Annotated in this window: 1 pseudogene; it reads left to right on the forward strand. The window is 62.1% G+C overall.

The features are described from left to right. Positions 1–512 (forward strand): annotated as a pseudogene (locus QMX88_RS29320) (hypothetical protein); the annotation flags it as partial.

Raw genomic sequence — 512 nt, forward strand, 5'->3', positions numbered from 1 at the left:
CAGGTGACCGTCACGGTCCTGCCTTGGGAGCACATCGAACTGGGAGACGTATGGACCGTGTACTGGAACGGCATTCCCGTCGTTGCCGCGCCCGTCACATTCCCGTCGATCGAGAAGGTTCTCGGGCGTGCCCTGAAACGCGGTGCGCTGCGCAAGCTGTTCAGTCATCCGCTGGGCACTCTGAGCCTGGACGGCCTGTTTGGTCATTTACTCACCAGCCTCAAAACCCTGGCCGGGGTCGGGGAACCGCAGACGGTGCTGATTCCCAAGGCCGTGCTCGAAGCGGGCGGTAGTAGTGACAAGCTGATGGTGTATTACGAGATTCGTGACACCGTCGACAATTACTCTCTGCCCTCGCCGCCGACCTATGTGGCGGTCAACGTGGATCCCAACGCGCTGGCGGCACCTCGCGTGCAGGAGGCCAATCAAACCACCATGGTGCTGGACCTCGAAGCGCTGGGCGAGAGCGACGGTCATGTGCTCATCCCCGCTTTTGTCGGGGACGGCACGTC

The sequence above is a fragment of the Pseudomonas sp. PS02290 genome (genome assembly GCF_029960075.1).
Classification (GTDB): Bacteria; Pseudomonadota; Gammaproteobacteria; order Pseudomonadales; family Pseudomonadaceae; genus Aquipseudomonas.